Here is a 25211-nt window from a genome sequence, read left to right as displayed (position 1 = left end):
CCCCTTCCGAATCCCCTCCCCGATGGCATGACAGGCAGGCAGCGGTAGATGAGCAAGAACACAGACACCCTGGCCGCCGGCGGCGTGGCCGGAGACCTGAGGCTGGTGAACGTCACCAAGCGCTTCGGCGACTTCGCCGCTGTGCAGGATCTGACACTGACGATCCCGCAGGGCTCGTTCTTCGCGCTGCTCGGCGCGTCCGGCTGCGGCAAGACCACGACGCTGCGCATGGTGTCGGGTCTGGAGGAGCCGACCGCCGGCCGCGTCCTGATCGGCGACCACGACATCACCCGGCTGCGGCCCTACAAGCGCCCGGTGAACACGGTCTTCCAGAACTACGCGCTGTTCCCGCACCTGACCATCGCGGACAACATCGCCTTCGGCCTCAAGCGGCGCGGCGTCAAGGACGTCCGCAAGCCCGTGCAGGACATGCTCGACCTGATCGAGCTCTCGCACATCGGCGCGCGCAAGCCCAACCAGCTCTCCGGCGGCCAGCAGCAGCGCGTCGCGCTCGGCCGGGCGCTGATCAACCAGCCGCAGGTGCTGCTGCTGGACGAGCCGCTGGGCGCGCTGGACCTGAAGCTGCGCCGGCAGATGCAGATCGAGCTCAAGCGCATCCAGACCGAGGTGGGCCTGACCTTCGTGCACGTCACGCACGACCAGGAGGAGGCCATGACCATGGCCGACACCATCGCGGTGATGAACCACGGCCGGGTCGAGCAGCTCGGCTCGCCGACCGACTTGTACGAGAACCCGAAGACGACTTTCGTGGCGAACTTCCTCGGGCAGTCGAACCTGTTGCCCGGCAAGACGTCCGGGACGGTCGGGGAGCACGTCCAGTGCGTGCTGGAGGACGGCACCCGCGTGCTCATCCCGGCCGCGCGCAACCACGCCTCCGGCGAGGAGGTCATCGTCGGGGTACGACCGGAGAAGGTGTCGATCCACGCCTCCGCCGAGGAGGTGCCGGACGGCCGCAACGTGCTCACCGGCGGCGTGGTGGTCGACACCAGCTTCGTCGGCGTGTCCACGCAGTACATCGTCAAGGCAAACGGTTGCGACGAGCTCGGCGTGTTCGTGCAGAACGACGGCGCGCAGATCTTCCGCCCGGGCTCGGAGGTCGTCGTGTCCTGGGACCCGTCGCAGGGCTTCGGCCTGGACGGCAAGCAGGACATCGACGCCGGCGCGGAGGCGGACCTGGAGGCCGCCTCGTGACCGCGCCTCCCGCGGCCGCCGAGGTCGTCGACGAACTGGTCCCCGGCGTCACCGACGCCGAACGGCGGGCTGACAAGCGAGTGCTGCGGCGCCGGGCGAGTCTGCCCTACCTGCTGCTGGCGCCGGGCATCATCTGGCTGGTCGTCTTCTTCATCGTGCCGATGTGGTCGATCGTCTCGACCTCGGTCGAGACCGGCGACATGGACACCGGGTTCGTGCTCAGCTGGCGCTGGGCCAACTTCGGCGACGTCTGGAGCCAGTGGCACCAGCAGATCATCCGGTCGCTGGAGTACTCGGTGATGTGCACCGTGTTCTGCCTGATCCTGGCGCTCCCGCTGGCCTACTTCATCGCCTTCAAGGCCGGGCGCTGGAAGAACCTGCTGATGGCCCTGGTGGTCGCGCCGTTCTTCACCAGCTACCTGATCCGCACGCTGGCCTGGAAGACGATCCTGGCCGACGACGGCTGGGTGGTGCACACGATGAACACGCTGCACATCACGCCGCTGCTGAGCGGGATGGGCTGGACGTACTCCAGCAACAGCGTGCTGCAGACGCCCTTCTCGGTGGTCTGCGGCATGGTCTACAACTTCCTGCCGTTCACGGTGCTGCCGATCTACACCGCGATGGAGAAGATCGACCCGCGGCTGCACGAGGCCGGCCAGGACCTGTACGCCTCGGCGTGGGCCACGTTCCGCAAGGTGACGTTCCCGCTGGCGCTGCCCGGCATCGTAGGCGGCACGCTGCTGACGTTCATCCCGGCGGTCGGCGACTACACCAACGCCGTGATGCTCGGCGGGCCGAAGACGAAGGTCATCGGCACCGTGATCGAGCAGCAGATGATCGGCACCGGCGGCAACATCCCCTATGGCGCGGCCCTGTCGGTGATGCTGATGGTCGGCACGCTGGTGATCACCCTGGCGTACATCAAGAAGGCCGGGACGGAGGAGATCGTCTGATGGCTGTCATCAATTGGTTCCGCAAGCACGTCATCGCGATCGTCGCTTTCCTGATCTTCTTCTTCCTGCTGGTCCCGAACTTCGTCGTCGTGTGGATGTCGTTCAACAAGCCGTCCGGCAAGTACAACGTGAAGTGGGAGAAGTTCTCCTTCGACGCGTGGAAGAACCCGCTCGACGACGGCATCCTGCACGACCCGCTGATGCTCTCGCTGGAGATCGCGCTGCTGGCCACGCTGGTCGCGACGATCCTGGGCACGATGATCGCGTTCGCGATCGTGCGGCACAGCTTCAAGGGCCGCGGGTTCGTCAACAGCGTGCTGTTCCTGCCGATGGCGGCACCCGAGATCGTCATGGGCACCACGCTTCTGGCGTTGTTCCTGAACACCTTCGGCGTGGACTTCCTCGGCTTCAAGTCGATCCTCATCGCGCACATCATGTTCTGCGTCAGCTACGTGGTGATCACGGTGAAGTCCCGGCTCAACGGCATGGACCCGATGCTGGAGAAGGCGGCGCAGGACCTGTACGCCACGCCGTGGCAGACCTTCTGGCGGGTGACGTTCCCGTTGGTGGCGCCGGGGATCGGGGCGGCGGCGCTGCTGTCGTTCGCGCTGAGCTTCGACGACTTCATCATCACGGAGATGACCGCGGGCAACTCGGTGACCTTCCCGTACTGGATCTGGAACGCCGTGCAGAAGGGCATCCCGCCGCAGGTCAACGTGATCGGCTCGCTGATGCTCATCGTCACGCTGGCCGGGATCGCGGTGGCCGAGGTGCCGAAGTGGCTGAAGACTTCTAAGGCTCGCTAAGAGTCATAGAGCACTGTTAATCAGTACAATCCATCCATAGGGGGCGTCGTGTCGGCGCCCCCTTCCGTTTGCGAGAGGGTGCCACTGCACCATGAAGTACGACCATCTGCTGGCCGACGCGTCCCCGACTCCCTACTGGCTCGACACCCGCGACCGCCCCGGAGCCCTTGACGCGTTGGCCGGCCGGACCGCCGCCGATCTCGTCGTGGTCGGCGGCGGCTACTCGGGCCTGTGGACCGCGCTGCTGGCCAAGGAACGCGACCCGGGCCGGGACGTGGTGCTGCTGGAGGCCAACCGGATCGGCTGGGCCGCCTCCGGGCGCAACGGCGGGTTCTGCTCCTCCTCGCTGACCCACGGCTACGACAACGGCGAGTCGCGGTGGCCCGACGAGATGGCCACCCTGGAGCGGCTCGGCCACGAGAACCTCGACCAGATCGAGGCCGCGCTGAAGCGGTACGGCATCGAGTGCGACTTCCGCCGCTCCGGCGAACTCGCGGTGGCGACCGCCGAATGGCAGGCCGAGGACCTGGCTTCGGTCCAGACGTCGGAGGACGTGGTGTTCCTCGACCGCGACGCGGTCCAGGCGCAGCTCGCCTCGCCGACCTACCACGCCGGACTGTGGGACAAGACCGGCTGCGCGATGGTCGATCCGGCGCGGCTGGCCTTCGGACTGCGGGACGCCTGCTTGCAGCTCGGCGTCCGCATCTACGAGAAGTCACCGGTGTCGGTGCTGGAACGCGCCGACCGATTGATGCGCGTGGCGACCGACCACGGCGAGGCCGTGGCGCCGAAGGTGGCGCTGGCGACGAACGCGTTCCCGAGTCTGCTCAGGCGGGTGCGGTCGTTCATCGTCCCGGTCTACGACTACGCGCTGATGACCGAGCCGCTGTCGGAGGCGCAGATGGCGGCCATCGGCTGGGAGAACCGGCAGGGCGTCGGCGACTCGGCGAACCACTTCCACTACTACCGCCTGTCCGCGGACAACCGGATCCTGTGGGGCGGCTACGACGCGGTCTACCACTTCGGCTCGAGGATCTCCTCGCGGCTGGACCAGCGGCCGGAGACCTTCGACAAGCTGGCCGGGCACTTCTTCGAGACCTTCCCGCAGCTGGAGGGGCTGAAGTTCGCGCACAAGTGGGGCGGCGTCATCGACACCTGCTCGCGGTTCTGCGCGTTCTTCGGCACGGCCCACGGCGGCGCGGTCGCCTACGCGGCCGGGTACACCGGGCTCGGTGTCGGGGCGACGCGGTTCGGCGCCGACGTGATGCTCGACCTGCTCGCCGGTGAGGAGACCGAGCGCACGGCGCTGAAGATGGTGCGCAGCAAGCCGGTGCCGTTCCCGCCGGAGCCGTTGAAGTGGTTCGGGATCACGGTGACCGCCGACGCCCTGGGGCGCGCCGACCAGAACGGCGGCCGGCGGAACCTGTGGCTGCGGACGCTGGACCGGTTCGGGATGGGATTCGACTCCTGACAGCGCGTGGCGCCCCGCTGCGGCCAGTACGGCTGGTGCGGCCGGGGCGCCACGCGGCGGTTCAGGTCACTGGGCAGCCGCGAACACCGGGCTGTTGTGGTAGGCCGCGATCAGCCAGCGGCCGTCCCGCTTCTCGAAGACCCAGGTGGCGTTCACCTTGCGGGCGTCCGGGACCTCGGTCTCGCCGCCGAACAGGATGCCGGACTCGCTGATCGCGATCGCGGCGTCCGGACCGAGGAAACGGAGGCTCAGTTGCTTGTTGGAGGTCGAGGTGTCCTTGAGCGGGCCTCCGAAGGCCAGGGCCATGTTCTCGCGGATCACCTCGCGGCTGTCGCGCAGCGAGCCGGTCATGATGGCGGTGGCGTCCGGCGTGTAGTCGGCGACCATGCCTTCGGCGTCGCCGTCCTGCCATGCCTGGTAGGAAGCGGTCAGGACCGCCTGGATCGCTGCCTTGTCCGCGTCACGGTTGTCTGACATGGGTGTCTCCCTTGCTTGGAGGTCGGTCGCGAATACATACCGGCGGCGCCGCCCGAACTCATCGCTTCGGCCAAAACCCGTTTGGCCGGACCCGATCCGCCAAGCTGTCAGCCTTTTTGCCGGATCGCCTGACAGCTTGAGCGTTGTCGGACCGGGACGGCGGTCGCAGACTCAACACCATCGTCGGAATCCATCCCAGCCAGCCTCCAAGCCTCTAAGGAACGCCATGACCAAGCACGTCACCCACTGGATCGACGGCCGCGCGTGGGAGGGTTCCGCAGCCCGCCACGGCGACCTGCACGACCCGGCCACCGGCGCCGTCACCGGGTCGGTGGACTTCGCGGCGGTGAAGGAGGTCGACGACGCGGTGGCCGCGGCTGCGGCGGCCTTCCCCGGCTGGCGGGCGGCGTCGGTGGCCAAGCGCACGACGGTGCTGTTCGCGTTCCGCGAGCTGCTGAACCAGCACAAGGACGAGCTGGCCGCGCTCATCGTCTCCGAGCACGGCAAGGTGCACTCCGACGCGCTCGGCGAGGTGGCGCGCGGGCTGGAGGTCGTGGAGTTCGCCTGCGGGATCGGGTCGATCCTCAAGGGCGGGTTCTCCGAGTCCGCCTCGACCGGCGTCGAGGTGTACTCGCTGCACCAGCCGCTGGGCCCGGTGGCGATCATCTCGCCGTTCAACTTCCCGGCCATGGTCCCGATGTGGTTCTTCCCGATCGCCGTCGCGGCCGGGAACACGGTGGTGCTCAAGCCGTCGGAGAAGGACCCGTCGGCGTCGGTGTTCCTGGCCGAGCTGTGGAAGCGCGCGGGGCTGCCCGACGGCGTGTTCAACGTCGTGCACGGCGACAAGGTGGCCGTGGACCGGCTGCTGGAGCACCCCGACATCCAAGCGGTGTCCTTCGTCGGCTCCACGCCGATCGCCCGCTACGTCTACGAGAACGGCACCCGCTACGGCAAGCGCGTGCAGGCCCTGGGCGGTGCGAAGAACCACATGGTGGTGCTGCCGGACGCAGACCTGGACCTGGCCGCCGACGCCGCGGTCTCGGCCGGCTTCGGCGCCGCCGGCGAGCGCTGCATGGCCGTCTCGGTCCTGGTCGCGGTGGACCCGATCGGCGACGAGCTGGTCGCCAAGATCACCGAGCGCATGGCCAAGCTGAAGGTCGGCCCGGGCTGCCTGCCGGACAGCGAGATGGGCCCGCTGGTCACCGGCGTACACCGCGACAAGGTCACCTCCTACCTCGACGCCGGCGTCACCGCGGGCGCGGAGCTGGTGGTGGACGGCCGCGGCCACTCGATCGGCGGCGCCGAGGCCGGCATCGACACCAAGGACGGCTTCTGGCTCGGCCCGACCCTGTTCGACAAGGTCACCTCCTCGATGAGCATCTACACCGACGAGATCTTCGGCCCGGTCCTGTCCGTGGTCCGAGCCCCGTCCTACGACCAGGCCCTGGCCCTGGTGAACAGCAACCCCTACGGCAACGGCGTGGCGGTGTTCACCAACGACGGCGGCGCCGCGGCCCGCTTCCGCGACCAGGTCGAGGTCGGCATGGTCGGCGTGAACGTCCCGATCCCGGTCCCGGTGGCGTACCACTCCTTCGGCGGCTGGAAGGCCTCCCTGTTCGGCGACACCCACGCCTACGGCCCGCACGGCGTGCACTTCTTCACCCGCACCAAGGCGGTCACGCAGCGCTGGCTGGACCCCAGCCACGGCGGCGTGAACCTCGGATTCCCGACGAACGCCTGACGCACTCGGCGCCCGGCGTCGGCTTCCGCGCTGCTCGCAGCGTGGAAGCCGACGCCGGACCTCAGTCGGCCGCCTTGCCCTTCGAACCGTTCGAACCGTTCGAGCCGTTCGAGCCGTTCGCGCCGGAGCGCGTCGGCCGGACCTTGACGGCCGCGGCCCCGGGGACCGCCTTCAACTCGACCGACAATCGCAGGCCGAGCGCGACGGCGATGCGCTCCAAGACGGGCAGCGTGGGCGTGGTCCCGCCGGCTTCGAAGCGAGCGACCGCGGGCTGCCGCATACCCGCGCGCTCGGCGAGCTCGCTCTGACTCCACCCGAGCTCTTCGCGGCGCGTCCGGACCGCCTCACCGAGCTCGAAGCGCAGTCGCGCCTCTGCGTAGGCGGCCTGGAATTCGGGGTTCGCAGCGTTCTCTTCCCGAAGATCGGAGAGCGTCTTGCGGCTTGTCACGCGACTTCCTCCTCGTCGACGGTGTGCTGCTCGGTCTGGCACCGGGTTATGGCCCTTTTGGCGCGGAGGACTTCGGCAGCCTCGTTGCTTCGTGTCTTACGAAACACCGTGAGCAAAATGATGCGCCGGTCGGCGGCGATCCAGCAACGGTGATCGCTCAGCCCGGCAGCGTGAACCTCGGGTTCCCGGCGAACGCCTGGCGAACGCCTGACCGACGTCTGAGGTGCCTGGCCCGGAGCTAGCGGGAAAGTATCAGCTTTCGGACAACACCGGTTCACGGATCCGGGATTGTCCGGCCCGCCGAAGCCCTTCGTGTCGGCAGGAGACCCGTTTCGGGGGTTTCAGTGTGATGATCCGCTTATGGCCCGCTCTGCGGTGTGAGAATCGCAGTGCGGGCCCTGAAGGGGGGCTTCACACACCACACGGAGGACTGCATGTCTTTTGTGACCAAGACCCTGGCGACGACCGCGACGGTCGCCGCCCTGATCCTGGCCGGCGCCGGCGCTGCGAGCGCCGACGTCAACTCGTCCGGCACCACCATCGGCACCACGTCGGGTTCGACCTCGGGCAACAGCGGGGTCGGTACCGGCAACGTCGTGCAGGGGACCGGCGGCAACGTGACGCAGGGGGCCGGCAACGTCGTGGGGAACCACAACGTGGTCGGCAACGGGGAGGCCGTGGTGGTCAGCGTCGGCGGCTGGCAGGGGGGCTGGGACGACGGCTGGCACGGCTTCTGGCACCACTGCCACCACGGCTTCGACTACTAGGAGCGCGTTCGGCTGAATGAACGGCGGCGACCCCGGCTCAGTGCCGGGGCCGCCGCCGTTCTGGACGAAACGGCCCCATCGTCCCTAATCAGTGGCACAGTCGGAACGCTTTGGCCTACGTTCGACAGGTGACGCAGACGACGACGTACCTCCGTTACCCGCATCTGTCCGGATCTACTTTGACCTTCGTCGCCGACGACGACGTGTGGCTCACCGACCTGCCCGGCTTCGCCGCCTCGGCCCGAGCGTGGCGGGTCACCTCGGACCGCGTCCCGGTCAAACGGCCGCTGCTGTCCCCGGACGGCTCGCGGGTGGCGTGGACCTCCGCGCGGGAGGGTGTCGTCGAGGCCTTCGCGCTGCCGGTGGACGGCGGGGAGACCAACCGCCTCACGTACTGGGGCCACGCCCGCACCGAGGCCATCGGCTGGGCCTCGCCCGACGAGGTGATCGTGCGCGGCTGGGGCGGGCACGGCCACCGCTTCTACAACTTCGCGCACACGGTGCCCTTCGAGGGCGGCCAGCCCGCCCGGCTGCCCTACGGCAACCTCAAGAGCCTGGCGGTCGCCGAGCCCGGGGCCGAAGGCAGTCCCGTTGTCCTGAGCCGCTTCTACGCCGGCAACTCCTGGCTGTGGAAGGGCTACCGCGGCGGCGCGACCGGACAGCTGTGGATCGACCGCGAGGGCACCGGCGAGTTCGAGCGCTTCCTGGCCGACCTCGACGGCAACCTCGGCGACCCGATGTGGTTCGACGGCCGGGTGGTCTTCCACTCCGACCACCAGGACGGCGTCGCCGAGCTCTACTCCGCGCTGCCCGACGGCACCGACCTGCGCCGCCACACCACCGGCGAGGGCGGCTACTACCTGCGCAACGCGATGACCGACGGCGTCCGCATCGTCTTCCAGCGCGCCGGCCGGCTGTGGGTCATGGAAGACCTCGAAGACGACCCGCGCGCGCTCGACATCCGCCTGCCCGGCGCCCGCACCGCCACCACCCGGCGCCCGATCGACGCCGCGAAGCACCTCGGTGCCGTCTCCCCGGACCGCACCGGCCGCGCCAGCGCCGTCGAGGTCCGCGGCACGGTGCACTGGCTGACGCACAAGGACGGCCCGGCGCGCAGCCTCGGCGCCGAGGAGGGCACGCGCGGCCGGCTGCCGGTCGTGCTCGGCCAGACCGGGCGGGCGGCGTGGATCAGCGACGCCGGCGGCCCGTACTCGATCGAGATCGCCGCCGTGGACGGCTCGGCCCGCCGCAGCATCCTGACCGGCGAGTTCGGGTACGTCAACGAGCTCGTCGCGGCCCCGGACGGCAAGCACCTGGCCGCCGCCACCCGCGACAACAAGCTGCTGCTGGTCGACGTCGACGCCGGTACGCTGCGGGTCGTCGCCGACGGCGAGGGCGCGTTTCGCGCGATGCCGCGCTGGGGCGTGAACTTCGTCTCGGATCCGGCCTTCTCGCCGGACTCGAAGTGGCTGGCCTGGAGTCAGCGTTCGGACATCCCGGACGCCTGGCAGATCCGCGTCGCCGACGTCGAGACCCTGGACACCGTCGACATCACCGAACCCCGGTTCCGGGACTGGAACCCGGTGTTCACCCTCGACGGCAAGCACCTGGCGTTCCTGTCGGCGCGGACGCTGGACTCCTACGAAGAGGACATGTACTTCGACCTCTCCTTCCTGCCCTCGACCCGGCCCTACCTGGTGCCGCTGGCCGAGACCGAGCCCTCGCCGTTCGACCCCGAACTCGGCGGACGCCCGGTGGAGGGCGAGGACGGCGAGGACGCCAAGAAGAATGCTGATGCCGACACCAACACCGACGCCGACGCACCGCCGGCGACCGTGATCGACGCCTTCGGCATCACCACCCGCGCCGTCCCGTTCCCGGTCGCCTCCGGCACCTACGCCGAGCTCGCGGCCGTCAAGGGCGGCGTCGTCTGGCTGGCCAAGCCGATCACCGGCGCGCTCGGCACCCACCTGGCCGGCTCCGGCAAGGACCAGCCGCGCCCGGCCCTGGTGCGCTTCGACCTCGGCAAGCGCGAGGAGCAGACGCTGATCGAGGAGCTCGACGGCTACGCGGTCTCCGGCGACGGCGCGCGCCTGGTCGTCACCGACCACGACGCGCTGTCGGCGCGTCCGGCCGACAAGGCCGACGACGACGCCAAGCCGGAAGCCGTGGACCTGTCCCGGATCCGGCTTTCGGTGCTTCCCAAGGCCGAGCGCACGCAGGCCTTCCTGGACGCCTGGCGCCTTCAGGTCGAGAACTACATCAAGCCGTCCCTGGACGGCCTGGACTGGGACGCGGTCCGCGACCGCTACGCGCCGCTGGTCGCCGCCACCGCGACCGACGACGACTTCGTGGACCTGCTGTGGGAACTGCAGGGCGAGCTGCGGACCTCGCACGCCTACGTCGACCCGCCGAAGACCTCGCGCGAGGACTCGCGGCAGCAGGGCCTGCTCGGCGCCGACCTGGCTCCGGACGAGAACGGGGTCTGGCGCGTCGTCAGGATCCTGCCGGGCGACAGCTCCGTGCCCGCGGCCCGCTCGCCGCTGCTGGCGCCGGGCATCGCGGCCCGGGTCGGCGACGCGATCACGGCGGTCGACGGCGTCGCCGTCCCGGCGCGCGTCGGTCCTGCCGCGCTGCTGGCGGGCAAGGCCGGCCAGCCGACCGAGCTGGTCCTGGAGAACCAGTCCGGGACCAGGCGGGCCGTGGTCGTGGTCCCGATCGCCGACGAGATCCCGCTGCGCTACCGGGCCTGGGTCACCGACCGCCGGGCGTACGTGCTGGAGAAGTCCGGCGGCCGGCTGGGCTACGTCCACCTGCCCGACCAGGCCGAGCCGGGCTGGGCCGAGTTCCACCGGGACCTGGGCGCGCAGGTGGTGAAGGACGGCCTGGTCGTCGACACCCGCGGCAACCGCGGCGGCCTCACCTCCGCCCTGGTGGTGGAGCGGCTGCTGCGCAAGCCGATCGCGTGGGACTTCGCCCGCGGGGAGCTGCCCGACACCTATCCGCCCTACGCGCCGACCGGGCCGCTGGTCTCGGTGTGCGACGAGGAGGCCGGCAGCGACGGCGACATCATCAACCAGGCGTTCAAGGACAACGGGGTGACCGTGGTCGGCGCGCGCACCTGGGGTGGCGTCATCGGCATGGACGACTGCTTCTACCTGGTGGACGGCACGTTCGTGACGCAGCCGCGCTACGCGCTGGCCTTCAACTCCGTCGGGCTCTACGGCCTGGAGAACCACGGCTGCGAGCCGACGGTGCCCGTCGACTTCCGGCCGCAGGACTTCGTCGCCGAGCGCGATCCGCAGCTGGACAAGGCGATCGAGATCGCGCTGGACGCGCTGGCCAAGGAACCGCCGGCGGCCCCGCCGTCGGTGCCGGGAGTGTACGAGCACTGATGACTCAGTCCTCGTATCTGCGGTTCCCGCACCTGGCGGGAGACCTGCTGACGTTCGTCGCCGAAGACGACGTCTGGATCGCCGAGCTGCCCGCCGACGCGGGCGGCCCGGTGCGCGCCGCCCGGTTCACGTCGGACTGGCAGCCGGCCAAGCACCCGAGGCTGTCGCCGGACGGCGCGCTTCTGGCGTGGGCGCGGCAGCGTGACGGGGCGCCGGAGGTGTACGCGGCGCCGGTGGACGGCGGCACCCCGAAGCGGCTGACGTACTGGGCCGACCACCGCACCACGGTGCTCGGCTGGGCGTCGGCCGACGAGGTGATCGTGGCCCGCGGTCTGTTGCCGGCGCGCGGGGACGTGCGTGCTTATACGATCCCGGCCGCCGGCGGCCTCCCGGTCCCGCTGCCCTACGGCACCCTGCAGGCGCTCGCGGTCCACGGACCCGGCGGCGCGGTCATGACGCGGCGCGGGGTCTCGCACGACGCGTCGTGGTGGAAGCGCTATCGGGGCGGCGGCGCGGGCAAGCTGTGGGTCGACGCGGACGGCTCGGGCGACTTCCAGCGGATCCTGCGCGGGCACGAGGGCAACATCGACACGCCGATGTGGGTCGGGGACCGCGCGGCGTTCCTGTCCGACGCCGGGGGAGTGTCGGAGCTCTACTCCTGTCTGCCGGACGGCTCCGATCTGCGTCAGCACACCGACCAGCCGTCGGGGTACTTCGCGCGGCACGCCTCCAGCGACGGTACGCGCGTGGTGTTCATGCGGAACGGCCGGTTGTGGCTGTTGGACGGGCTCGACGGGTCTGACGGGCCTGACGGGCCTGACGGCGGGGCGCGGCCGCTGGACGTGCGGCTGGCCGGGGCCCGAATAGGCCGCACCGAGCATCCGGTCCAGGCCTCGAAGAACCTGGGCGGGTTCGCGGCCGACCGGACCGGTCGGGCCATCGCGGTCTCCGTGCGCGGCACCGTGCACTGGCTGGCCGCCAAGGACGGTCCGGCGCGGGCGCTCGCGGTGACGCCGGGAGTCCGGGCACGGATACCGGTGGTGCTCGGCGAGACCGGGTCGGCGGCGTGGGTGACCGACGCCGGCGGGGAGTGGTCGATCGAGATCGGGCCGGTCGACGGAGAGGGCGAGGTCCGCAGGATCCTGACCGGCGAGGTGACGCGGGTCGCGGATCTGGTGGCCTCGCCGGACGGTGCGCACCTGGCCGTCTCCACCGAGGACAACCGGCTGCTGGTGGTCGAGGTCGAGAGCGGGACGGCCCGGACCGCGGTCGGCGGCTCTCACAACGCCTGGGGGACGCTGGCCGAGGACCCGGTGTTCTCGCCGGACTCGCGGTGGCTGGCCTGGGCCGAGGGGACGTCGTCGGCCCGGCCGCGCCGGATCCGGCTCGCCGACGTGGCGACGCTGACACCGGTCGACGTGACCGACGGCCGGTTCCTGGACTGGAGTCCGGCGTTCACGCTGGACGGCAAGCATCTGGCGTTCTTGTCCAGCCGGACCTACGACCCCTATTACGCGGACGAGGTGTTCGACCTCTACTTCGTCCCCGGGGATCGGCCGTATCTGGTGCCGCTGGCGGCCGACGAGCCCTCTCCGTTCGCGCCGTCGTTGTTGGGGCGGCCGATCAAAGAGGAGACGAAGCCGGACTCCGACGACCGGGACTCCGACGACGAGAACGACACCGACAACGCCGACAACACCGACGGCAGCACTAAGGACAGCACCGAGGATTCCGGCGGCTCTAAAGCGGACGCACCCCGAGCGCCGCGTACCCGGGTCGACGTCGAGGGCATCGCAGGCCGGATCGTGCCCTTCCCGGTGCCGACCGGCAACTACTACGGACTGCGCGCGGCGAAGGGCGGCGTGCTGTGGCTGGAGAGCTTCAAGCACGGCGCGCTCGGAGACAGCCTGGCGGACCCCTCGGACGAGGCCGACAAGCCCCGGCTGCGGCGGTATGACTTCACCAAACGCGACGTGCTGACCCTCGCCGACGAGGCGACCTCCTTCGACGTCACCGGCGACGGCAGCCGGGTGCTGGTCAGCGACGGCGGCGCGCTGCGGCAGCAGCCCTCCGACGCCCGGGGCGACAACGGCGACCGGGAGCCGCTGGACCTGGACCGGATCCGGGTCACCGTGGACCCGGTCGCCGAGCGGCGCCAGGAACTGCGCGAGGCCTGGCTGCTGCAGCGCGACTTCTACTGGCGCGAGGACCTCGGCGGGATCGACTGGACCGGGGTGTGGGAGCGGTACGCGCCGCTGGTCGAGGCCGTGGCCACCCAGGACGACCTGGTGGACCTGCTCTGGGAGATGCAGGGCGAGCTGGGCACCTCGCACGCCTACGTCATCCCGACGGGCAACGGCTTCGATCCGGCCCGCAGACAGGGCCGGCTCGGGGCCGACCTGGAGCCCGACTCCGAGGGACGCTGGCGGATCACCCGCATCCTGCCCGGCGACGCCTCGGTGGCGCAGGCGCGATCGCCGTTCGAGGCGCCCGGGGTCGGCGCCCGGATCGGCGACGTGGTGGCCGCGATCGACGGCCGGCCGGTGGACCCCGACCTCGGGCCGGGACCGCTGCTGGCCGGGAAGGCGGGCAAGCCGACCGAGGTGCTGCTGGTGCGCGACGCGGAGTCCGATGCGCGGGTGTTCCAGGGCGCTGATGCCGACGCCGACGCCGCCGCCGAGGGTTCGGGCACGGTCCGGCCCCGCCGCGTGGTGGTCGTCCCGCTCGTGGACGAGCGGCTGCTGCGCTACCAGGCGTGGGTCGCCGACCGGCGGGCTTATGTGCGGGAGCGTTCCGGCGGTCGTCTGGGCTACGTCCACCTTCCCGACCAAGGGGTGCGGGGCTGGGCCGCGTTCCATCGCGACCTCGCGACGCAGACCGTCTGCGAGGGTCTGGTCGTCGACACCCGCAACAACGGCGGCGGGAACACCTCGTCGCTGGTCGTGGAGCAGCTGATGCGCCGCGTCGTCGGGTGGGGGCTGGCGCGCGGGCGGGTGGCGCGCACCTATCCGCAGGCGGCGGTCCGCGGGCCGCTGGTGTCGGTCTGCGACGAGGACTCCGGGTCCGACGGCGACATCATCAACCAGTACCTGAAGGACCGGGGCGTGCCCATCGTCGGGACGCGGACGTGGGGCGGGGTGGTCGGCATCGACTCCCGGTTCCGCCTGCTGGACCGCACCCTGGTGACGCAGCCCAAGTACATGAACTGGTTCGAGTCGGTCGGCTACGGCTTGGAGAACCACGGCTGCGATCCGACCGTCGAGGTCGAATTCACCCCGGCCGACGCCCACGCCGGCCGCGATCCGCAGCTCGACACCGCCGTCGACCTGGCGTTGGCCTCGCTCGCGGAGCATCCGGCCGCGACCGCGCCGGAGCGCCCCTGGATGTGAGCGCACGCGGTGGCTGCCGGCGGTCGGCAGTCACCGCGTACGTGACAACCACGACTACCCCGGGTGCGCCCGGGGAATCCCGCGCTATGGTGGCTCGGTGGCTCCGAGCGGTCTAGTCCACCGGTGGACCACAGTTCGCCTGCGGCACGACACTGCCGCGGGACCCGGCAAGACACGGCCACGGGGGCCACGTTCATGAGGTGGGATTGGTCAGTGGTGGTGCAGTACGGGCTGCTCGGACCGGTCCGCGCGCTGCGAGTGGGCGCCGCGGGAGAACCAGCCGAGGAGCTCAAAGTAGGGTCCCCGCAACAGCAGGCCGTGCTGGCGCTGCTGGCGTCACGGGCCGGTCGGGTGGCGACAGCCGACGAACTCATCGAGGGCCTGTGGGGCGACGAGCCGCCCGAGGGCGCGCTCGGGACGGTGCGCACCTATGCGTTCCGACTCCGTAAGGTCTTCGGCGCGGAGGCCTTAGCGTCCATAGCCGGCGGCTACGCGCTACGTGCGGAGCGTTCGCACGTCGACCTGTTCACCTTCGAAGATCACGTCTCGACCGCGGAGCAGCGGCGGATGTCCGGAGACGTGGCGGGCGCGCGCGGGGAACTCGCTGATGCGTTGGCGTTGTGGCGCGGTACTCCGCTGGCCGGGATTCCGGGCCCTTATGCGGAGTCGCTCCGTGCGACGCTGCTGGAACGGCGTACTGCGGCCCAGGAGAGCCGTATCTCCCTGGACCTGGCGTTGGGCCGGGTGGGAGACGCCGTCTCCGAACTCACCGTCCTCACCGCTGAGCACCCGCTGCGCGAGGGACTGCGTGCGCAGCTCATGCTCGCGCTCTACCAGACCGGACGGCAGGCGGAAGCGCTCGGCGTCTACGCGGACACCCGACGGCTCCTGCGCAGAGAACTGGGAGTCGAGCCGGGCGCCGAACTCGGCGAACTGCATCAGCGGATCCTGCGCGCCGACCCATCTCTGGCGCGTCCCGCTGCGGACAGCACTGAGATTGCCCCTAGGGCGGCCGAGGCCGCCTCTGGAGCCGCTCTGGAGAAGCCGGCCACGATCCCCGCACAGCTCCCCGCCGACACGGCCGACTTCACCGGACGCGAGAACCTGACCCGCGTGCTCGCGGCCCGCATCTCCACCACTGTCGGGCAGTCGGTCGCGGTCTGCGCGCTGTCCGGGCTGGGCGGGGTCGGGAAGACGGCGCTCGCCATCCACCTCGCGCACTCGGTGCGGGAGGAGTTCCCGGACGGGCAGCTCTATGTGGACCTGCGCGGAGGCGACCCCGAGCCCGCAGATCCGGCGCCGGTGCTCGCGGCGTTCCTGCGCGGTCTGGGGATATCGGAGGCGGAGACGGCGACCGGGCTGGAGGAGCGCGCCGCGGCGTACCGGTCGGCGCTCGCCGGTCGCCGGGTGCTGATCGTCCTGGACAACGCACGGGACGCGGCGCAGGTACGGCCTCTGTTGCCCGGAGCCCCGGGGTGTGCGGTCGTGGTGACGAGCCGTCCGAAGCTGACCGGGCTGGCCGGGGCGACGTTCGCGGATCTGGACGTGCTGGATCCCGGCGAGGCGATGAACATGTTCACGCGGATCGTCGGCGAGGAACGTCTCGGCGTGGAGCACACGGCGGCTATAGAGGTGGTGTCGCTATGCGGATACCTGCCTCTGGCGGTGCGTATAGCGGCAGCGCGGCTCGCGTCCCGGCCGCGGTGGCGCATCGGGTCGCTCGCCGCCCGGTTGTCCGACGAGCGGCGCCGCCTCGGCGAGCTGGCCGTGGGCGATCTCGCGGTGCGTGCGGCGTTCGAGCTCGGCTACCACCAGTTGTCCCCGGCGCAGGCGGATGCCTTCCGGCGGCTGTCGTTGTTGGACAGTGCCGACGTGTCGGCCGCCGCGGCCGCCGCGCTGCTGGGCCAGGACGAGGCCGACACCGAGGAAGTGCTGGAGTCGCTGGTGGACGCCGCGATGCTGGAATCTTCTTCTCCGGGGCGCTACCGCTATCACGACTTGCTGCGCCTCTATGCGCGGGAACAGCACGAGGCCGAAGGCGGCGACCTCGACGCGGGGTTCGTGCACCTGCTCGACTTCTACCTCGCCTCGATGCGTCGCCTGCGCCGCATCCCCGTGGAAGAACTCGGGCTTTCCCCTACGCGGTCCTCCGGCCGGGAGTTCGACTCCGTGGAGGCCGGTGTCCGGTGGATCGCCGACGAGGGCAGCTGCGTGGACGCGGTGTTCAACCGGCGGGTGCTGACTCGGCCTCCGTGCGCCGGCGGTGTCGCCGCCCCGCTGACGCTGGCGGTCGAACTGCTCGACCACCTTGTCTCGCTGCCCGGCATCGAACGCTATGCGGACGAACTGTCCACGGCCGCGCGCAATGCGGCTGCGGCGGCTGTGGAGAGTGGGGACGTACGGAGTGAGGCGCGGGTGCGGCACTCCTTGGCGCGCGTCCTCTATGCGACGTACCAGATAGAGGCCGCCGCGGAGGAGGCCGAACGGTCGCACCGCGCTGCGGAGTCGGTGGGCGGCGACGAGACCCAGGCCGATGCCGTCAACCTGCTCGCCATGACGTATGCGGACCTTGGCCGGGACGCGGAGGCGATCGCGCTGTACGAGCGCGCGGTGGACGTCAGCCGGGCGTTCGAGGACGTGGCGTCCGAGGCCGCCGCACGGCAGAACATGGCGCGCTCGCTGCTCGTGCTGGGCCGGACGGAGGAGGCGCTGGAGAGCACCATGGCGGGACTCGCCCTGTGCCGTGCTCTCGGGGACGACGTCTCGACGGGCTACGCGCTCTTCCAGACCGGCTCCATCTACCTGCAGACGCACGCCTGCCGGGAGTCGTTGACGTACTTCACGGAGGCGGCCCGGTACTTCGCCGACGTCCATCCGCCCATGGAGGGCGCCGCGCACGCCTCCAGCGCGCGGGCCCTGTTGGGGCTCGGCGAGCCCAGCGGCGCGCTGGAGTACGCCGAGCGTGCGGTGAGCGTGCTGCGGGGGACCGCCGACACGTGGCAGCACGCGACCGCGCTGGCGGTGCTGGCGGACGTGCTGGACGTCGCCGGGCAGCCGGAGCGGGCCCGGGGCTGCCGGGAGGAGGCGCTGGCCATGTTCGTCGTCATCGGGGCACCGGAGGCGGACCGTATCAGAGGCATGCTCTCCGGCCCGGAGGCAACCTCGGCGGGTGCTCGAACGTCGCGCTAAGGAAACGGTTGGAGCGCACGGGAGGATGACAAGGTGATGAGGGAAAACGTGTCGCGTGCACCGGAGGCCTCGGCCTCGGGTTCGCACCGCTTGCACGGCGCCCCTGCGGGACCTTCCGCTGTGGCCGCGTCGCACGAGACCGGCCGGGACGCGGACGCGATCCGCGCGACGGTCGGCCAGCCTGCGCACCGGGTGCGAGGGTGGCTCGTGGCGGCGCCCCGTTAGGTCCGGGGGCCCGGGTCCCCAGAGCGCGGGAACGCGTTGTCAACGGCTGATCCAGCGGTGAACAAGAGCCCCACTGCCGCTGGATCGGCCGCGCGGCGCCATCGGGCGCCGACCGGCGCCAGCCCTCCGCCGTGACGATACTCACGGTGCCGGTGTGACGTGCGGTGCGCCGGGCGCTGCGAGCGGCCCCGGGCCGGTCACGTCCGGTATTGAAGAACCTACGTTCGATTTTGTCCGATGGGTGGCCTTCACCCGACGCTTGTCGGCGGCTCGGGATACGGTTGCAGTCAGGTGGTCGTCCTCCTCGTGGCGGCCAGTGGGCTGCGAGTTCACAACGGGACTGCAACTTCTTGGAATGGAAACCGCGTCCTAACCGTTGAGAACCTTTGAACGGGGAATAACAACAAGCAAAGCAGGAGAGTAATCCGGCAACAGCCGGGGTACGGTGGCTCCACAGGCTCATGATTCACACAGGAAAACCAGCAGGCCAGCGGAAACGATGAGGGAGGGGAAGCCGAGATGATCTTGGTTCGCCGCCTACTCGGCGACGTGCTGCGCGGCCGGAGGCAGCGCAGCGGACGGACGCTCCGTCAGCTCGCCGCGACGGCACGGGTGTCCCCCGGCTACCTCTCCGAGGTGGAGCGGGGACAGAAGGAGCCGTCGAGCGAATTGTTGGCCGCCATCTGCGACGCGCTGGAGGTCAAGCTCTCCGACGTGTTGCTCGAACTGTCGACCGAACTCGCCGCGGCCGAACTCGCCGCCGAGATCGAGGCGGCGGAGCTGGGCCGTCTGGTGCCCGCCGACGGACGCTCCCCGCAGCGGGTCGCGATGCCGCCGGCGCGCAGCGGTCAGGCCGACACCGCGCGCCAGGGCTCGGCCGGCTCCGGCCAGCGGTCCGGTGTCGTGGTCGGCGTGGGTGCCGGCGCCCCGCGCGGGGCCCGCACGCTCCCGACCGCGAAGATCCCGACCGCGGTGATCAACTCCCGGACCGCCGCCAACCGGCCCGGCAACACCCGGCCGGCCTCCGGCTCGCCGCGGGTCGCGCCCAAGTCCGGTGCGGTACCCCAGGCTGCGCTCGGCACCGGCATGGCCGCCACCGGCCTGGGTCCGGCGCTGGGACCGCAGCCCCCGATGGGTCCGCTGCCCTACGTCCCGGGCTCGCCGTTGCCCGGTCCGGACAACCCCTACACGTTCGGCACGCCTCGGCTGCCCTCACCGACGGGCCGGTAGTGCTGTTCCGAATGGAAATCGGGTGTCGGAGATCGGCGACGACGTGCCACCATCGAGGCGGGGAGAGCATTGCTCCCCGCCTCGCGGCGTCTCTGCGGCGCCGCACTAGTCACAACTCATGAAGAGGAAGCACATGACGGAATCCCACAAGGACGCTGCCCGCGACGAGGTCTACGCATTGCACGACCACGAGACGCCGGAAGCCGAGTGGGACACCGAGGACGCCTTCGAGGCGCCGGCCCCGCTCTACCGCAACCGCTGGGCCGCCTCGCAACACGACGGCGAGCAGTTCGACCTGGAGGAGCGCGCGTCGCTCCGCCGCGTGGCCGGACTGTCCACCGAACTCGAGGACGTCACCGAAGTCGAGTACCGGCAGCTGCGCCTGGAGCGCGTGGTGCTGGTCGGCGTATGGACCGACGGCACCGCCTCGGACGCCGAACTGTCGCTGCGCGAACTGGCCGCGCTGGCCGAGACGGCCGGCTCGGAGGTGTTGGAGGGCGTGGTCCAGCGCCGCGAGAAGCCGGACCCGGCGACCTACATCGGCAGCGGCAAGGCCCAGGAACTGCGCGACATCGTGGTGGCCACCGGCGCGGACACGGTGATCTGCGACGGGGAGCTCAGCCCCGGCCAGCTGATCCACCTGGAAGACGTGGTCAAGGTCAAGGTCATCGACCGTACGGCCCTGATCCTGGACATCTTCGCCCAGCATGCCAAGTCCCGCGAGGGCAAGGCGCAGGTGGCGCTGGCCCAGATGCAGTACATGCTGCCCAGGCTGCGCGGCTGGGGCCAGTCCCTGTCCCGGCAGATGGGTGGTGGCCGCGGCGGCCTGGCCACCCGCGGTCCCGGTGAGACCAAGATCGAGACCGACCGCCGCCGCATCCGCGAGCGCATGGCCAAGCTCCGCCGCGAGATCGGCGACATGAGCAAGGGACGCCAGACCAAGCGCGCCGAGCGGCGCCGCGGCTCGGTCCCCTCGGTGGTCCTGGCCGGCTACACCAACGCCGGCAAGTCCTCCCTGCTCAACCGCCTCACGGGCGCCGGTGTCCTGGTGGAGAACGCCCTGTTCGCCACCCTGGACCCGACCGTCCGCCGCACGGAGACCGCGACGGGCCGGGCCTACACCCTGTCCGACACGGTCGGCTTCGTCCGCCACCTGCCCCACCAGCTGGTCGAGGCGTTCCGCTCGACCTTGGAGGAGGTCGGCGAGAGCGACCTGGTCCTGCACGTGGTCGACGCCAGCGACGAGGACCCCGAGGGCCAGATCTCCGCGGTCCGCGCCGTCTTCGCCGACATGGGCGCCGGCGACGTGAAGGAGCTGATGGTCTTGAACAAGGCCGACCTGGCCGACCCGGAGGTCCTGGCCCGCCTGCTGCGCCGCGAGCCGCACAGCATCGTGGTGTCGGCGCGCACCGGCGAGGGCATCGAGGACCTCCTCGTGGCCGTCGAAAGGGACCTGCCCCGCCCCGGCGTCGAGCTCGAGGCGCTGGTCCCGTACGACCGCGGCGACCTCGTCGCCCGCATCCACGCCGAGGGCGAGATGCTCAAGGAGGAGCACACCGACCACGGGACGCTCGTGCGGGCGCTGATCCACCCGGATCTGGCGGCGCAGCTGGAGCCGTTCCGGACGGTGGGTGCGGTCTAGGGCTCCAGAGCCTGAGGGTCGGCCGGGCCTGCTCAGTTCGCCTGGCCTGCTCGATCCGCTCGTTGTACCGAAGGCGGCCGTCACTCTTCGCGAGAGGCGGCCGCCTTTTCGCTGTTCGCGGCCTCCTCGCTGAATCCGTGCTGAGCCCCGCCTGCGGTTAGGCCGAAAGAGTGAAGGCTGTCCGCTCGCCCGGAAAGTTGTCCACAGGCTCTGAAGAGCGGGTGGTTTGCGTGCTTTGCGCCGTTCTACCTTCACAGGCATGGAACGAACCACCCCGGGAGCCGCGCCGAATGGCAGCGCCCAACCCCGCAGCCCGCAGCCGACGGCGCGCGACCGGCTGGCTTCGCTCCAAGGGGACCCGCCGCGGTATTGGTCGCCTGCCGCAGAAGGTCCCCTGCCTCTCTCCGAGGCGCTGGCCGCCCGGCGCCACGCGCACCGCCCCTGGTGGCGCCGGGCGGCCCAGTCGATCGAGCACCGTGTCCCGCCGACCCTGCGCGGTCGCTGGGCCCTGAGCCTGCCCGCCGCGACGGCGGTGGCGCTGGTGGCCGTCGCCGGTGCCGCCGCGGGCGGGTGGTATCTGACCCGTTCGCAGAGCACGGTCGTGGATGTCGCGGCGGGGAACGCCGGAGAGGCGGTCTCGGCGACCCAGCCGCCTGACGACGACCATGCCGCTCCGGCCGGCGACGCCGGTAGCGCCGGTAGCGCCGGTAACGCCGGCAACACCCCATCAGGGCACGACGCCGCATGCCGGCCGCACTCGTCGCCATCGGGAACACCCCGGGCACTGCCTCAGGCCTCGCCGACGAGCTGGCACGCACACCGCGCGATCGCGGTCCTGGCAACAGCGAGGCCCATCGGGAACACGCGCCCGGCGCACACCGCCGCGGTCGAACCGGCTTCCGGATCCGGCCTGGCCGCGAGTTGGTCCCGGGCCCCCATCACGCACCGCTATGCGCAAGCGATGGCCGCGAAGCGTCCGACCTGTCAGCCCCACACCGCCAGGTCCACCACCCCGGCCCTGGCCGGCGCGGCATCCGCATCCGCATCCGCATCTACTGGCGCGGTCGGTGGGGCCTCGGCCGGCGCGGTCGTCGTGGACGTCGAAGGCAAGGTCGCGCACCCCGGTATCCAGACCCTGCCCGCCGGATCGCGCGTCTACGAGGCGTTGGCCGCCGCCGGCGGCGCGCTGCCCGGCGTGGACGCCACCGCGCTCGACCTCGCGCGGCCGGTCACCGACGGCGAGCAGCTGCGCGTCGGGATCGCGGGGGCGCCGACCCCCGTCGTCGGCCTGCCGCAACCGTCGTCCGGTGGGGCCGCGCGCGGAAAGCGCGGCAAGCCCGTGCAGCCGGTGGATCTCAACACCGCGACGCTGGAGCAGCTGGAGACGGTGCCCGACATCGGTCCGGCGCTGGCCCAGCGGATCCTGGACTATCGGACCGAGCACGGCCGCTTCGAGTCCGTGGCGCAGCTGCGGCAGGTCCGGGGGATCGGCGAGCGGAAGTTCGCTGACATGCGTGACTCGGTGACGGTGTGACGCCATGAGCCTGACCGTCACCTTCCGCTCCGTCGAGCCCGATCGGCATTCGCGCCGCGATCTGCGCCTCGTACCGATCCTGCTGGCCGCGTACAGCGCGGCCTTCGTCGGCGACGGCCTCGTCTCGCCGGCGGCGCTGCTGCTCTGGGCCGGCTGTGCCCTGGCCGGCCTCTCCCTTCTGCTGCGCAGCGGGATCCGGCGCCACGAAGACCTGCACGTCGGCCAAGCTCTCCACCGAACTCGCCCGGCCTCGACCCGCACCAGAACCCGCCGCCGTACCCTCGCCGCCGCCTGCTTCGTCGCGGCCGGAGCGGGCACCGCCGCCACCACGCGTACCATCGCCACCCACACCGGCCCGCTCCCGCGCCTGGCCGCGGCGCACGCCCAGGCGACCGTCGAGGCCGTCATCACCGACGATCCGCATACTGCGACGTCCGCGCACGGCCCTTTCGCGGTCGTGCCCCTGCGCATCGAGCGCGTCAACGAGTTCGGCACCCGGCTTCCGGCGACCGCACTGGCTTCCGACCCCGGCGCGTGGCAGTTCCTGCCGTCCACCCGCGTGCGCGTCACCGGCCGCCTCCGTCCGGCCCACGACGACACCCCCGATGCCGCCGCCGTCTCCGTGCACCGGCCGCCCGACGTCCTCGCCGGCCCGAACGCCCTCCAGCGGCTGGCCGGCAGACTGCGCCAAGCCCTGCGCGACGCCTGCGCCGACCTGCCCGCCGACCCGCGCGGTCTGGTGCCCGGCCTGGTGATCGGCGACGTGTCGCAGGAGCCGGAGAGCCTGAGTGCCGCCTTCCGCGACACCGGCCTGACCCACCTGACCGCGGTGAGCGGCGAGAACCTGGTGTTCGTCCTGACCGCCGCGATGCCGATCGCGCGCCTGGCCGGAGTCCGGGGCAGGTTCCTGACGCTCACCGGCCTGGTCGTGGTCATCGGCTTCACCGTCCTGGCCCGCCCCGAGCCGTCGATGGTGCGGGCCAGCGTGATGGCCGTGCTCGGTCTGCTCCTCGCGGCCGTCGGACGGCGCGCGCGGGGGCTCCCGCTGCTGTGCGCGGGCGGGACCCTGCTGCTCCTGTTCGATCCCTGGCTCGCCCGGTCCTACGGATTCGCCCTCTCGCTGGCCGCGACCGCCGGCCTCTTCATCCTGGCGCCGGGCTGGCAGCAGGCGCTCCTCGACCGCCGGGTGCCGCACCGCATCGCCGAGTCGCTGGCCTGCACGGCCGCGGCCGAGGCCTTCTGCCTGCCGATCCTGGTCTCCTTCACCGCCGCCGTCACCCCGCTCTCGCTCCCGGCGAACCTGCTCGCCGAGTTCTGCGTCGGGCCGGCGACCGTCCTCGGGGCCGCCGCCCTGCTCGCCGCGTCCGTCTGGCTCCCCCTCGGCCACGCGGTGGCCTGGCTGGCCCAGTGGCCCGCCGACGGGATCGTCGCGGTCGCCCGCTACGGCTCCCGGCTGCCCGGCGCGACCGTCGGCTGGCCCGACGGGCTGCCCGGGACCCTCGCCCTGCTGGGGGTCTACGCGCTGGTGTTCCTGATCTCGGCCGCGATGGCCAAACGCAAGGAGGAAGTGTCATGAACGAACAAGGACCCTGGATATCGCCGGGCCCGGAGCCCGGACCCGGAAGCCGCGGAGGGGATGGCTTGCGGGGCGACCCGAACCGCTCCGGCGGTCGAAAGGCCGCCGGTGCCGCCCTCCTCATCCTGCTCCTGATATGCATCGCCGCCGCCCTGCTCTTCATTCGCAGCCAGACGGTCGCCTGGCCCCCGCCGGACTGGATCTTCGCTGCCTGCGACGTCGGCCAGGGCGACGCCTTGGCGCTCGCCGTGGGGCCGGCCGAGGCCGTCGTCGTCGACACCGGTCCCGACCCCGCCAAGGCCGACCACTGCCTGACCCTGCTCGGCGTCCGCAAGGTGCCGTTGCTGGTCCTGACCCACTTCCATGCCGATCACATCGACGGGGTCCCGGGTGTGCTGAAGGGGCGCGCGGTCGCCGAGATCGAGACCACGAACGACCGTGATCCGCCCAAAGGCGCCTCCGAGGTCGCGGCCTGGGCGAGCGCGGCGAGCGTCCCCACCTCGGTGGCGGCGGCCGGCGAGCACCGGCGATTCGGTCCGGTGTCCTGGGACGTCCTGTGGCCCGACCCGGCCGCCGAGAGCCCGACGACCCCGCCGACCCTGCCGACCCCGTCCGACCCGGTCCACAAGAGCCGCCGACGAGGCCGTCACGAGCCCCGGGCCTCGCCGCGAGGCGGTGGCGAGGAGGGTTCCGGTCCGAACAACTCCAGCGTCGTGCTCCAGGTCACGGTCGCGACGCGGGACGGTCCGGTCCGGCTCCTGCTCACCGGCGACGTCGAGCCGCCGTCGCAGGCGGCGATCCTCGCCGCGCACCCGGATCTGGCCGCCGACGTCCTGAAGGTGCCGCACCACGGCTCCGCGCATCAGGACCCGGACCTGTTCGCCGCCGTCCACCCGCGAGTCGCGGTCATCTCGGTCGGCAAGGGCAACACCTACGGCCATCCGGCGCCGCGCACGGTCGCGTTGGCATCGGGGGCCGGGGCGCGGGTCTTCCGGACCGATGACGACGGGCAGGTCGTGGTGTTCGGCACTGCTGCCCGGTTGCGGGTGGCCACCCGCCGTCAGGACTCGATGCCCTGATGCCCTGATGCCCTGATGCCCGCTAAGAAAAGGGAAGGGAAAGGAGGAGTAAAGACCCGTCCGCGCCTGTCGCA

Annotated in this window: 15 protein-coding genes and 1 pseudogene; 14 read left to right on the top strand and 2 right to left on the bottom strand. The window is 71.3% G+C overall.

All coding sequences use genetic code 11. The features are described 5' to 3' along the window. The first annotated feature begins 48 nt into the window (after nucleotides 1-48). From ABIA35_RS15115 to ABIA35_RS15100, 4 genes are all read left to right on the top strand, one after another. The gene (locus tag ABIA35_RS15115; RefSeq protein WP_370346476.1) at nucleotides 49-1212 is read left to right on the top strand and encodes an ABC transporter ATP-binding protein; all 1164 of its coding nucleotides are present in this window, start codon (nucleotides 49-51) and stop codon (nucleotides 1210-1212) included. Beyond that, nucleotides 1209-2168, top strand: a complete 960-nt coding sequence (locus tag ABIA35_RS15110) for an ABC transporter permease (protein WP_370358291.1) — start codon at nucleotides 1209-1211, stop codon at nucleotides 2166-2168. Before ABIA35_RS15115 ends, ABIA35_RS15110 begins: the two co-directional genes overlap by 4 nt. Next, nucleotides 2168-2974, top strand: coding sequence for an ABC transporter permease (locus tag ABIA35_RS15105; RefSeq protein ID WP_370346472.1), 807 nt, complete (start codon nucleotides 2168-2170; stop codon nucleotides 2972-2974). Before ABIA35_RS15110 ends, ABIA35_RS15105 begins: the two co-directional genes overlap by 1 nt. 91 nt (nucleotides 2975-3065) lie before the next feature. After that, on the top strand, nucleotides 3066-4445 hold the full coding sequence (locus ABIA35_RS15100; protein ID WP_370358290.1) for an NAD(P)/FAD-dependent oxidoreductase: 1380 nt from the start codon (nucleotides 3066-3068) through the stop codon (nucleotides 4443-4445). 66 nt (nucleotides 4446-4511) lie between these two features. Here the strand turns inward: ABIA35_RS15100 and ABIA35_RS15095 are convergent, their stop codons facing one another. Beyond that, a complete protein-coding gene (locus tag ABIA35_RS15095) occupies nucleotides 4512-4922 on the bottom strand; it encodes an SgcJ/EcaC family oxidoreductase (RefSeq protein WP_370346468.1) in 411 nt (136 codons plus the stop codon). Between the two features lie 226 nt (nucleotides 4923-5148). Between ABIA35_RS15095 and ABIA35_RS15090 the strand changes: the two genes are divergently transcribed. Next, the gene (locus ABIA35_RS15090; protein WP_370346466.1) at nucleotides 5149-6663 is read left to right on the top strand and encodes a CoA-acylating methylmalonate-semialdehyde dehydrogenase; all 1515 of its coding nucleotides are present in this window, start codon (nucleotides 5149-5151) and stop codon (nucleotides 6661-6663) included. A gap of 61 nt (nucleotides 6664-6724) precedes the next feature. Here ABIA35_RS15090 and ABIA35_RS15085 read toward each other — a convergent pair whose 3' ends face one another. Next, on the bottom strand, nucleotides 6725-7111 hold the full coding sequence (locus ABIA35_RS15085; RefSeq protein WP_370358289.1) for a helix-turn-helix domain-containing protein: 387 nt from the start codon (nucleotides 7109-7111) through the stop codon (nucleotides 6725-6727). A gap of 434 nt (nucleotides 7112-7545) precedes the next feature. Here ABIA35_RS15085 and ABIA35_RS15080 point away from each other — a divergent pair, with 434 nt between their 5' ends. The 9 genes and pseudogenes from ABIA35_RS15080 (at nucleotide 7546) to ABIA35_RS15040 (ending at nucleotide 25137) form a co-directional block, all read left to right on the top strand. Continuing rightward, on the top strand, nucleotides 7546-7878 hold the full coding sequence (locus ABIA35_RS15080; protein ID WP_370346462.1) for a hypothetical protein: 333 nt from the start codon (nucleotides 7546-7548) through the stop codon (nucleotides 7876-7878). A 128-nt stretch (nucleotides 7879-8006) separates the two neighbouring features. Continuing rightward, nucleotides 8007-11273 carry a PDZ domain-containing protein gene (locus ABIA35_RS15075; protein WP_370358288.1) on the top strand — a complete coding sequence of 1089 codons (3267 nt, stop codon included), beginning with the start codon at nucleotides 8007-8009 and terminating at the stop codon, nucleotides 11271-11273. Next, nucleotides 11273-14662, top strand: coding sequence for a PDZ domain-containing protein (locus ABIA35_RS15070; protein WP_370358287.1), 3390 nt, complete (start codon nucleotides 11273-11275; stop codon nucleotides 14660-14662). The genes ABIA35_RS15075 and ABIA35_RS15070 overlap by 1 nt, the downstream gene beginning before the upstream one ends. 213 nt (nucleotides 14663-14875) lie before the next feature. Next, entirely contained in the window at nucleotides 14876-17851 is a 2976-nt protein-coding gene (locus ABIA35_RS15065; protein WP_370347811.1) for a BTAD domain-containing putative transcriptional regulator, read from the top strand. Between the two features lie 744 nt (nucleotides 17852-18595). Further along, nucleotides 18596-18856: pseudogene (locus ABIA35_RS15060) on the top strand (helix-turn-helix domain-containing protein); the annotation flags it as partial. Nucleotides 18857-19439: 583 nt separating this feature from the next. Further along, on the top strand, nucleotides 19440-20948 hold the full coding sequence (hflX, locus tag ABIA35_RS15055; RefSeq protein WP_370358286.1) for a GTPase HflX: 1509 nt from the start codon (nucleotides 19440-19442) through the stop codon (nucleotides 20946-20948). Nucleotides 20949-21207: 259 nt separating this feature from the next. After that, a complete protein-coding gene (locus ABIA35_RS15050; RefSeq protein ID WP_370358285.1) occupies nucleotides 21208-22482 on the top strand; it encodes a ComEA family DNA-binding protein in 1275 nt (424 codons plus the stop codon). 4 nt (nucleotides 22483-22486) lie between these two features. Then, the gene (locus ABIA35_RS15045; RefSeq protein WP_370347817.1) at nucleotides 22487-24058 is read left to right on the top strand and encodes a ComEC/Rec2 family competence protein; all 1572 of its coding nucleotides are present in this window, start codon (nucleotides 22487-22489) and stop codon (nucleotides 24056-24058) included. Beyond that, the gene (locus tag ABIA35_RS15040) at nucleotides 24055-25137 is read left to right on the top strand and encodes a ComEC/Rec2 family competence protein (protein ID WP_370358284.1); all 1083 of its coding nucleotides are present in this window, start codon (nucleotides 24055-24057) and stop codon (nucleotides 25135-25137) included. Before ABIA35_RS15045 ends, ABIA35_RS15040 begins: the two co-directional genes overlap by 4 nt. Nucleotides 25138-25211 lie beyond the last annotated feature (74 nt).

Source organism: Catenulispora sp. MAP12-49 (assembly GCF_041262705.1).
Lineage (GTDB): Bacteria > Actinomycetota > Actinomycetes > Streptomycetales > Catenulisporaceae > Catenulispora.
This window is presented reverse-complemented; position numbering and strand designations above follow the sequence as displayed.